Annotated in this window: 13 protein-coding genes and 1 pseudogene; 7 read left to right on the top strand and 7 right to left on the bottom strand. The window is 60.4% G+C overall.

Annotated elements, in window-relative coordinates; all coding sequences use genetic code 11:
- The 3 genes from EN994_RS08385 to EN994_RS08375 all read left to right on the top strand — a co-directional run.
- Window positions 1-1,049: MFS transporter (locus EN994_RS08385; protein WP_127307480.1), on the top strand; the 1,049-nt coding region annotated here is incomplete at its 5' end.
- A gap of 117 nt (window positions 1,050-1,166) precedes the next feature.
- A complete protein-coding gene (locus EN994_RS08380; RefSeq protein WP_013531559.1) occupies window positions 1,167-1,484 on the top strand; it encodes a hypothetical protein in 318 nt (105 codons plus the stop codon).
- Between the two features lie 44 nt (window positions 1,485-1,528).
- Entirely contained in the window at window positions 1,529-1,972 is a 444-nt protein-coding gene (locus tag EN994_RS08375; protein WP_027161655.1) for a PPC domain-containing DNA-binding protein, read from the top strand.
- Window positions 1,973-1,995: 23 nt separating this feature from the next.
- Here EN994_RS08375 and EN994_RS08370 read toward each other — a convergent pair whose 3' ends face one another.
- Both EN994_RS08370 and EN994_RS08365 read right to left on the bottom strand, forming a co-directional pair.
- Window positions 1,996-3,270: a DUF763 domain-containing protein gene (locus tag EN994_RS08370; protein WP_063168023.1), complete on the bottom strand. Its 1,275-nt coding sequence runs from the start codon at window positions 3,268-3,270 to the stop codon at window positions 1,996-1,998.
- A 100-nt stretch (window positions 3,271-3,370) separates the two neighbouring features.
- Window positions 3,371-3,979 carry a cysteine hydrolase gene (locus tag EN994_RS08365; RefSeq protein ID WP_063168024.1) on the bottom strand — a complete coding sequence of 203 codons (609 nt, stop codon included), beginning with the start codon at window positions 3,977-3,979 and terminating at the stop codon, window positions 3,371-3,373.
- 200 nt (window positions 3,980-4,179) lie between these two features.
- Here EN994_RS08365 and EN994_RS08360 point away from each other — a divergent pair, with 200 nt between their 5' ends.
- On the top strand, window positions 4,180-4,575 hold the full coding sequence (locus tag EN994_RS08360; protein ID WP_027161657.1) for a GFA family protein: 396 nt from the start codon (window positions 4,180-4,182) through the stop codon (window positions 4,573-4,575).
- Between the two features lie 24 nt (window positions 4,576-4,599).
- Entirely contained in the window at window positions 4,600-5,019 is a 420-nt protein-coding gene (locus EN994_RS08355) for an HD domain-containing protein (protein ID WP_027161658.1), read from the top strand.
- 43 nt (window positions 5,020-5,062) lie between these two features.
- On the opposite strand, the gene EN994_RS08350 is transcribed toward EN994_RS08355, so the two are convergent.
- The 3 genes from EN994_RS08350 to EN994_RS08335 all read right to left on the bottom strand — a co-directional run bounded on the left by EN994_RS08350 (window position 5,063) and on the right by EN994_RS08335 (window position 6,950).
- Window positions 5,063-5,473, bottom strand: a complete 411-nt coding sequence (locus EN994_RS08350; protein WP_013531554.1) for a DUF427 domain-containing protein — start codon at window positions 5,471-5,473, stop codon at window positions 5,063-5,065.
- 123 nt (window positions 5,474-5,596) lie between these two features.
- A complete protein-coding gene (locus EN994_RS08345) occupies window positions 5,597-6,493 on the bottom strand; it encodes an alpha/beta hydrolase (protein ID WP_063168025.1) in 897 nt (298 codons plus the stop codon).
- 262 nt (window positions 6,494-6,755) lie between these two features.
- Window positions 6,756-6,950 carry a DUF2934 domain-containing protein gene (locus tag EN994_RS08335; protein ID WP_013531551.1) on the bottom strand — a complete coding sequence of 65 codons (195 nt, stop codon included), beginning with the start codon at window positions 6,948-6,950 and terminating at the stop codon, window positions 6,756-6,758.
- A 294-nt stretch (window positions 6,951-7,244) separates the two neighbouring features.
- Here EN994_RS08335 and EN994_RS08330 point away from each other — a divergent pair, with 294 nt between their 5' ends.
- Window positions 7,245-7,502 carry a hypothetical protein gene (locus EN994_RS08330; RefSeq protein WP_127307479.1) on the top strand — a complete coding sequence of 86 codons (258 nt, stop codon included), beginning with the start codon at window positions 7,245-7,247 and terminating at the stop codon, window positions 7,500-7,502.
- Window positions 7,503-7,512: 10 nt separating this feature from the next.
- On the opposite strand, the gene EN994_RS08325 is transcribed toward EN994_RS08330, so the two are convergent.
- Complete coding sequence (locus EN994_RS08325; protein ID WP_013531549.1) at window positions 7,513-7,749, bottom strand: hypothetical protein; 237 nt, start codon at window positions 7,747-7,749, stop codon at window positions 7,513-7,515.
- A 91-nt stretch (window positions 7,750-7,840) separates the two neighbouring features.
- A complete protein-coding gene (locus EN994_RS08320) occupies window positions 7,841-8,332 on the bottom strand; it encodes a hypothetical protein (protein WP_224674205.1) in 492 nt (163 codons plus the stop codon).
- Window positions 8,333-8,486: 154 nt separating this feature from the next.
- Here EN994_RS08320 and EN994_RS08315 point away from each other — a divergent pair.
- Window positions 8,487-8,831 (top strand): annotated as a pseudogene (locus tag EN994_RS08315) (hypothetical protein); the annotation flags it as partial.

Here is an 8,831-nt window from a genome sequence, read left to right as displayed (position 1 = left end):
TCAATGTCCCGTTCGGCATCATGTCGCTTGCCTTGGTGCAGTGGCTGGTGGTCGAGCCTGATGTGCTCGAGCGCGAACGGCAGGAACGGTTGAAGGGCGGCCTCAGAATAGACTGGGTCGGTTTCATCCTGGTCGCCACGGCACTCGGCTGCCTGGAGATCTTTCTCGATGAGGGCCAGCGCAACGACTGGTTCGCATCAGGTTTCATCGTGACCTTCGCGGCGATTTCGGCGGTCTCATTTCTGCTGCTGATCCCGTGGGAATTCAGTCACCGCGATCCGATCGTCGACGTCCGCCTGCTGTTCAGCCGCCAGTTCGGCACATCGTTCCTGGTGATGATGGCAGTGGGCGCCGTGCTGTTCAGCACCACCCAGTTGATGCCGCAACTGCAGCAGACCGCCTTCAACTATACGGCGACCCTGTCGGGCCTGTCGATGATGCCGGGTGGCATCGCAATGTTGATGCTTATGCCGATTTCCGGATTTGCCGGCGCCATCGTCCAGCCCAAATACCTGATCATGGCAGGCATGTCCGTCGTCGCTGTCGCGCTCTGGCATATGACATCGCTCACCCCGGACGTCAGTTTCGGCTTCTTTGCCTTCGCGCGCATCTTCCTGATGATCGGTTTGCCCTTCCTGTTCATCCCCATCTCGACGGCGGCTTACGTCGGTCTTGCTCCGCAGCAGACGAACCAGGCGTCGGCACTCATCAACGTTGCCCGTAACATCGGCGGAAGCATCGGTGTGTCGCTGTCCAACACGGTGATAGCCCAGAACGCGCAAATCCATCAGGCAAACCTCGTCGGCCACACGGCACAGTCGTCACCGGCCTACCAGCAGGTTCTGCGTCAGGCGACCGAGCACTTCGTGGCTCAAGGCTCGCCGATGATCGACGCAAAACAGCAGGCGCTCGGCTGGATAGGACAGTTGATAGCGCGGCAGGCCTCATTGCTCGCCTATATCGATGTCTTTCGATATTGCGCGGTAGCGACCGCACTGCTCGTTCCTCTCGCCTTGCTGCTGCGCTCTCCCCGGCCCGAAAAGCGTTAGCTCGCGCCGCGGCGGTGTATGGCGCTGCCCCGCCATGCGGCCTCGGCTTCGCGAACTTATGTTGGAACCACCGCGTCGGGTCGACGTTCAGCCCTTGTTCAACAGGAGGAGCTGGCCATGCCACGAGGCGACAAATCGAAGTACACTGACAAGCAGGAGCGTAAAGCCGACCACATTGCCGAAGGTTATGAGAAGCGCGGGGTTTCCGACAAGGAGGCAGAGCGGCGCGCATGGGCAACCGTCAACAAGGACGATGGCGGTGGCAAGAAGGAAGGCGGTTCGGGCCGCGGCAAACACACGGGCCATCCGGCGGCGCACAAAGGCGGCAAAAGCGGCGGCAAGGCATCGGCATCACGGTCTGCCGCAAGCCGATCGGAATCGGCAAAGAAAGCTGCAGCGACCCGCAAGCGCAATGCGGAACACCGTGCCCATTGATCTGACGGCGGCGCTCAATGGGGCCGAACGATGGAAGGACAGGGATGAAATCGCAGCTCGTCAATGAGATCGGCGGACAAAGGACATTTGTCCTGGTGCTCGACCCAGGCGAAGAAGCGTTCGCGGCACTGACCGCCTTCGCGGTCGACCAGAAGATCGGCAGCGCGTCCCTGACCGCCATAGGGGCTTTCGAAAAAGCCACCGTGGGCTGGTTTGATCCGGACGCGAAGACCTACCGCAAAATCCCTATCGACGAACAGTGCGAGGTTCTGAGCGCGATCGGCGATGTCGCACTGGGTGATGACGATAAGCCCAGCCTGCACGTCCATGCGGTGCTGGGATTGAGCGATGGCACCACCCGGGGTGGACATCTGCTTGATGGCATCGTTCGGCCAACGCTCGAAATCACCCTGGTGGAAGCGCCCGGCCATCTGCGCCGCAGCAAGCGCCCGGATCTCGGTGTCGCGCTCATCGATCTGGACGATTGATCTACAGCCGCTCTAGCTCGTTCTCAGGCCTTCTTGCTCCGCTCAGCAGGTGCTGTGTCCGGGGCCGCTTCCCACCCGAACACGCTGCGCCCGCCAAGCAGATGCGACTGGTCGAATTCTCCCGCGACAATTTCCTTCAGGCTGAGGCCGGTGACGTATCGTTCGACTTGCCGCGACTGATCGTCGAGCCGCCTCAAGGCGCCGATTTCTTCATCGCGACCGAGCTTTGCCTTTTGCACGGCCGACTTCAGCACGCCGATCGTCTCGTCATAGACCTTAAGCGGCACAGGGAACGGGTGCCTGTCCTTGCCGCCATGCGCCAGCGAGAAGCGGCCGGGATCGGAAAAGCGGCAAGGCGCGCCATGCACCACCTCGGCAACGAGGGCCAGCGCGCGCACCGTGCGCGCGCCGACGCCGGGGACCAGAAGGAGCTCGGCGAAATCGGTGGGACCGCGGTCCGCGGCGGCGGCGATATTGCCGTGAAGACGATGCATGACGACATCGCTTTCGCGAACGTCGTGATGGGCCGGCATGACCAAATGCGGCAGCAGCGGCTGCTCCGGTTCCTGCCGGCGCCTCGGCTCCGCGCAACGCTCCAATGCTGCAAGCTCGCCCAGGATGCGATCGGGTCCGAGCTCCTGCAAAAGGTTCAGTTGCCCTTGGCGCGACGCGTCGGCGCGCCTGTCGGTCAGGTTGACGATCTCGCCTTGATTGATGCCCTCGATGGCGGCATGCGGCTGGTCGACAAAACTCTTGAGCCCCTCGGAGAGCCAATGGTAGCGGCGCGCCACCTTGCTGTCACCGTTCATGCCTTGCTGCACCACGACCCAGCGACCGTCATCGGTGACGATGAAACCATGCAGGTAAAGATCGAAACCGTCCTGGACTGCGGCGCTGTCGACCTTGGCGACAAGACGGCTGACGGTGGCCAGGCCCGCTCCGTCAAAGCCGACGCGTTGGCCGATGGCTTCGAGTTCATGCGGGGTTTTTCGCGAATGCGCGCCGCGACCACCGCAGACATGAATGCCGAGCTCGCCGGAAAGCGGCGTGAGGCCACGCTTCAAAGCGCCCACGACGCTGGTCGTGATCCCCGACGAATGCCAATCCATGCCCATGACAGCACCAAAGGACTGGAACCAGAACGGATGCGCCAGCCGTCGCAGCAGTTCGTCTCGACCATAGTGATGAATGATCGCTTCGCACATCACGGCGCCAAGACGCGTCATGCGGTCGCCGAGCCATTTTGGCACGCGCCCGCCATGGAGTGGAAGATCAGCACTTCCCGATCGTTGCGTCACGTCTGCTATCCGTTCTGGTGTCCGTTATTCTCTTAACAGATAGGCAGCCAAACCGCGCAAGGAAGCATGGACACTTTCCGCCGAGCCGAGTTGGCGAACGTCAAGTCCAGTTCGAGAGAACCGTTTCCATCTCAACCGTCTCGACCTGCTGCGCGAAACGTTGGTGGTAAACGGTCAGCAGTGCGTCGTGGGTTGAATCGGAAGAACTGCATAGCGCGTCCGTGACGAGAACCACGCGATAGCCGAAATCGATGGCTCCGAGCACCGTGGCCAGAACGCAAACATCCGTTTCGCCACCGGTGATGACGAGCGTATCGATGCCGCGCTCCACCAGGAAGGCTCTGAGGCGCCCTTCGAACCAGGGCGAGTAGATGTGCTTGTCGATGATCGCCGCTGGCGGGCAGTAGCCGGCTAAAGACGGCAACAGTTCGGTCATTTCAGGCCCGATCGTCTCGATCGTCTGTGAAGCCCAGCGCTCATAATAGCGCTTCCAGGTGCCGACGCCCTGCCCCGGCTTCTTGGCTGGCAGGAAGCGTGTAAAGACCGTCTGCGGCGCGCGTCTTTCGACCAGCGTCTCGATCTGCGGGAGAACCCGGGTGATCCAGGGTGTTGCCCATTGAGACGGCTCGGCAAACAGCCGCTGCATGTCCACGCAGACATGCATGCATCGATCGCCCAGGGGACCGTATGCCAGCCCCGGCATCGACATCAGTGCGTCTCCGACCGGCCAAGCATTCCTGACTCCTCATTTTGCCAGCAAAGACACGCAACGCCGCGCGCAAGCACTGGTTCCTGAGATAGCCAACAGGAACCGACGCAAATGACCGGCGTTTTCGCTGTGATGAATGGAGGTGCTCGCATGAGACCGCGCGAGAGGCGTTGGAGCCGCAAGTCAACCGGGGCGCCAAAATGGAACTGAGCGGAGGATGTCTCTGCGGCACGATCCGCTTCCGCGTTGGAAGCGAACCGAGAGTGCATTACTGCCATTGTGATATGTGCCGGCGAGCGACCGGCAGTGCGTTCGCGGTTCTGGCCTGGGTGCCTTCCCAAAGCGTGACCTGGACCGATGCGACGCCGACCTATCGCAGGTCTTCGCCGATTGCCTGCAGGGGGTTTTGCTCCGCCTGCGGATCGCCGCTCAGCCTCGCCTATGACGCATCGCCGGGAGAGATCGCGCTTCATGTCGGAACGTTCGACGATCCGGCTCGCCTGGAGCCGCGCTACAATTATGGATCGAGGCAGCGACTTGGCTGGGTTTGCTGCGGAATGGACCTGCCGCACCACGACACCGAGGAGCGATGGTGAAACCATGTCTGAAGGGGAAGCCTGATGAGCATGTTTTACCGGGCGGCCAAGATTGCCGAAGAGGTCCACCAGGCACAGCGCGACAAGACCGGGCGACCTTATATCGAGCACTGTCGCCGTGTCGTTGACGCGGTCGAAACCAAGGATCAGAAGGTCGTCGCCTATCTCCATGACGTCCTGGAAAAGGGCGAAGGCTGGGACCGGACCAGGTTGGAAGAGGCCGGTTTTGGCCCGACGATCGCGTCGGCCGTCGACGCCATGTCGCGTAGGGACGGCGAGGATTACTTCGCGTTCGTGCGACGAGCGGCATCGAATCCATTGGCGCTGCCGGTGAAGCGCGCGGATCTGGCGGACAATATCTGGCAGGCACGACAGGCCGGGGCATCAACCGTCAGATACGAGGAGGCACTACGCATCCTTGATGAAGAGTTTCCACGCGGTTAGCACCTGCCTTGAATTTCAGCTCGCGCCGATGAGAACGGGCAATCTACTCCGTGACGTGGGGCGTATGCCTTCTGTCCTCCGCGGGCTCGACATCGATGCGCGCCTTTTCCGGATCGAATGCACCATGACGTGCAATGGCCCGCGCCGCGGTTTCAGGCGTCTCGTACGCCCACATGAAATCGTCAGCCGAGCTGCCCACGGCATGGACGCGCCAGTAGCTCGCGGTACCTTTCAAAGGGGAGCGGCTGGTGGTGTTCGTTTTTTCGAAAAGGTCAAAATAGATGTCTTCGAAAGGAATATAGAACACGGGCTCATGTCCTTCTTCCTGAAGCACTTTCGCCCGTTCCGTGGCAGCGACTATGGCGTCGGAAAATCGTACCGTCACCGTGCCCGCAAACGGTTCTATGGCCAACTGGCCAGCATGGTGTCTTGAGATTGCGCCTGAAGCTTGCATCCAAATTCTCCCTGGCTGCCGATTGATTGCGAGACCGCATTTCGGTTCGTCATGCATGGAGACGAAATGCGCGGCGATGCGTCAGGTTCCGGCCTTTACTATGGGGTCGATGGCGCCCCTCCTTCAGCGCTTGCCATGGCTATCGAGAAACGCAGCCAACATTCGCGAAACCTGATCAGAAGCCTCACGCGTCGGGAAGTGTCCGATGCCATCCAGCACCACCCGCCTGTAGAACGCGGTGAAATGCTCTTCGAGCCCCTCTGAAGACTGGGCAAACACAACGCGGTCGTCACCACCGTGAAGCGTCAGGATCGGCACGGTGATGATCTTGACCGTTGCTTGCCGGCGGGCGAGTTCAGCATAACGCGGATCGGGCTCGGCCTCTTCCCACCGGACCCGATAGGAATGCAACGTCACATCCGCCCAGTCAGGATTTTCGAACGAGCTCGCAACGCCATCGAAAATGGCGTCGTCGAACCAGCCTAATGGACCCCAGCTGTCCCACTGATACCTGGCGAATTCCTTGCCGTTCTTTCGTACGAACTCGGCGCCCCGTGCGGTCGCCATGAACCATTGATACCAAAATGCTTTCGCCTGTTCGGGCGTCGGCGTTGCTGGTTTGCCTGGTTGCCAGCCGAGGGACAGCGCAGCGCAGCACTTGATGCGGTCCGGAAAAACCGACGCGAGCAGATAGGATATCCGAGCGCCCCAATCATGTCCGACAACTGCAAAGCGGCTGATGCCAAGCGCATCTGCAAAATCCAGCACATCCTGCGCCATCGCGGCAATCTCGCCCGAGCGCATGGTTTCTTTCGACAGGAACGATGTCGGCCCAAAGCCTCGCAACCAAGGGGAAAACGTCCGGAAGCCAGCTTCATGAAGCATCGGCGAAATACGAGCGTATGTCGTCGCGTCGTCGGGCCAGCCATGCAGCAGGATAACCGGGGCGCCGTCCTGCGGTCCACCATCGAGATAGGCGACGCGCAGCAGAGGTGTGTCGCAATGTGAGACGGAGTTCATTTGCTCTGAGGCACCGTAGCTGGCTGGTCGCCGCCAGTCGTGGGGCCTGGTCTGGCGGCCTGATCAACCTGTGGGTTCTTGTTGCTGGTGGCTTTCATCGGCTCGGTGTTGTTGTCGCAGGCGCCGAGCGCAAGGGCAGCGGCCAAGACCAGGAATGAAAAGAACCTCTTCATCGAAACCTCCTCTGGTTGATGCCCGGCAAACGAGGTTCCGCCAATTTGGTTGCCCGACCGGGGTCCTCAAGACGCCATGGGATTGCCGATCAACGCTTCGAGCTATTGGAATCGGCCGCAACTGTCGGGTCAGGCAGAACCGGGCCACGTTCAGTCTCCGAACCCTCAGCTTCGATCTCCTGCACGGCCCGATCCCAGTGCTCCTGCTCGCGGCCTACCGGCCGGCCCTCTTGTTCCCAGATTTCATAGGCCCGTCGTTTGATCTTTTCTTCCCTGCTGTCCATGGCTAGATCCTCCAATTCGTCAGTCTCAATTCCGGGCCATATTTTTTGTTCCTCCTCTGTCGGCAACAGCCGCTGCCGGATTTCGGGAAGGCCCTTGTGGATTGCATGGGATGACCGGCTTGGTAAATTTCGTACCGATATTTTTTCGTGACACACCTATGCTCGCAGTTTTATGAATCAGGATATCGGCCAGCGCCGAGCACGTCCCTCTCCGATCCCACTGCCCGGCGCTCAACGCCGGATCGCTCGTCGCATCGACATGGCGGGCTGTTGCTTCGATTGGAGGTGACGCTCATGCGGGAATTGCCGAAAGACATCGACGCCGATGTGGTCATCGAAATCAGCAAGCTGCTGGACGACAGCCCGCTTTTCGTCCCGGTGCGGGTTCATGAACTTGCGGCCAGGGTGAGGCAGAGGGTGAAGACCGGCCTGCCAGACCTTTCGCTTGAAGAACTGATCGTGGAGATGGCCTCCGTACGTCAGCTGGCCATGGCCTTTGATCTGCCTGGATCGGAGAATGTCGTGCAAATCCCGGTGCGGTATCGCCGCTAGCACTGCGACATCAAACGCTCCATCCGGAGGTCAGAACAAGCGACGCCTCAAACATCTGCGCACCGATCTCATCGCGTACCTTGACGGTTATCTTGACGAAATCGCAGTCGGGCATTTCGTCTTGGGCGACATCCTGCAAAATACGAATTGCTTCCGCTCTGGCTTGTTCCCGGGATTCGAACAGCTGCCCGTCATCGTCGGGTACCGTGCCGTCACCGTTTTGAAGATCAAAATAGTACCGTTTCATTTTTCCTGCCGCGCTGGAACATCTGGCGTTTCAATGATTCCGCTTCATGGTGGTTCCTGCCCGCTGGCCGTGCTGGTGACGACGTGGTCGTTCAACGCACCGCAGGGCGAAGCGCCGATATGAAAAGCACCAGCAACGCCAAGGCGTTGAGGCCTGCGGCGATGGCATGCGAATACTCCCATTGGCGCCGCAGCAGCTCCCAGTTTTCAGGGAGGACAGTCCAGTTCCGGGTCGCCTGATTGATTGGATAGGTCAGCGTCCAGAAGGCAAACTGCGTGGCGCCGATGCTTAGAAAGGCGACAACAACCAAGCCGAAAGATGCGCTCGCTCGATAGAGCAGGATCGCCAGGGCGGCCGTGGAGAGCAATGCTCCCAGCACCACGATGCCGAACAGGCTCCATCCATCATAGGCGCGCTGCGCAGCCAGATAGTTTGGCCCGTCGAGCTTCATCTTGTTGAACATAGCGAAGAAATGCGCGGCGGCCGGAGCGAAAGCCAGGGCAACGAAAATGAAGCTGACCACTCTCAGACTATAGATTGCCATGTCGGTCTCCTCTCCGGAGACAGCTAGGGCAATCGCCAAGGTTGAAAAGGTCGCTTTAACGGCGGCTTCCGCCCGCGATCGTATGATCTCAAGCGGGGTCGTTTTTTAGCACTCACGCATCTATCTCGGAACATTTTTTTTGGGTGCTGGTTCTACCCAGTGAAGGGACGAACCTTACCCAGGGAGATTTCCCATGAAACGTGTTCTCATTACCAGCATGCTGGCCATCGGGCTCGGCTGTGGAACGGCGGCGGCTCAGACACAACAGACCGAAAGCCAATCTGGCGCAGACGCCAACTGCGCTTCCGGGCAGGCTGACTGCCAGAACGGCTCCAAGATGGGCGAGCAGGCCCAGGGCAAAGCCAAGCTGAAGACCGACGAGCAGGCTCAGGGCAAGGCCGGCACCACCACCGACCAGCAGGCCCAGGGCAAGGCCAAGCTGAAGACCGACGAGCAGGCTCAGGGCAAGGCCGGCACCACCACCGACCAGCAGGCCCAGGGCAAGACCAAGATGCAGACCGACGAGCAGGCTCAGGGC

Source organism: Mesorhizobium sp. M7A.F.Ca.CA.002.09.1.1 (assembly GCF_003998555.1).
Classification (GTDB): domain Bacteria; phylum Pseudomonadota; class Alphaproteobacteria; order Rhizobiales; family Rhizobiaceae; genus Mesorhizobium; species Mesorhizobium ciceri.
The sequence above is the reverse complement of the archived record's forward strand: the minus strand, read 5'-3'. Positions and strand labels throughout refer to the sequence as shown.

What these genes read in the sequence shown, in the direction of transcription:
- EN994_RS08380 (WP_013531559.1), top strand. Translation starts at nt 1,167, where the DNA reads ATGCCACGAGGCGACAAATCGAAGTACACTGACAAGCAGGAGCGTAAA.
- EN994_RS08375 (WP_027161655.1), top strand. Translation starts at nt 1,529, where the DNA reads ATGAAATCGCAGCTCGTCAATGAGATCGGCGGACAAAGGACATTTGTC.
- EN994_RS08365 (WP_063168024.1), bottom strand. Translation starts at nt 3,979, where the DNA reads ATGTCGATGCCGGGGCTGGCATACGGTCCCCTGGGCGATCGATGCATG.
- EN994_RS08360 (WP_027161657.1), top strand. Translation starts at nt 4,180, where the DNA reads ATGGAACTGAGCGGAGGATGTCTCTGCGGCACGATCCGCTTCCGCGTT.
- EN994_RS08355 (WP_027161658.1), top strand. Translation starts at nt 4,600, where the DNA reads ATGAGCATGTTTTACCGGGCGGCCAAGATTGCCGAAGAGGTCCACCAG.
- EN994_RS08350 (WP_013531554.1), bottom strand. Translation starts at nt 5,473, where the DNA reads ATGCAAGCTTCAGGCGCAATCTCAAGACACCATGCTGGCCAGTTGGCC.
- EN994_RS08345 (WP_063168025.1), bottom strand. Translation starts at nt 6,493, where the DNA reads ATGAACTCCGTCTCACATTGCGACACACCTCTGCTGCGCGTCGCCTAT.
- EN994_RS08335 (WP_013531551.1), bottom strand. Translation starts at nt 6,950, where the DNA reads ATGGACAGCAGGGAAGAAAAGATCAAACGACGGGCCTATGAAATCTGG.
- EN994_RS08330 (WP_127307479.1), top strand. Translation starts at nt 7,245, where the DNA reads ATGCGGGAATTGCCGAAAGACATCGACGCCGATGTGGTCATCGAAATC.
- EN994_RS08325 (WP_013531549.1), bottom strand. Translation starts at nt 7,749, where the DNA reads ATGAAACGGTACTATTTTGATCTTCAAAACGGTGACGGCACGGTACCC.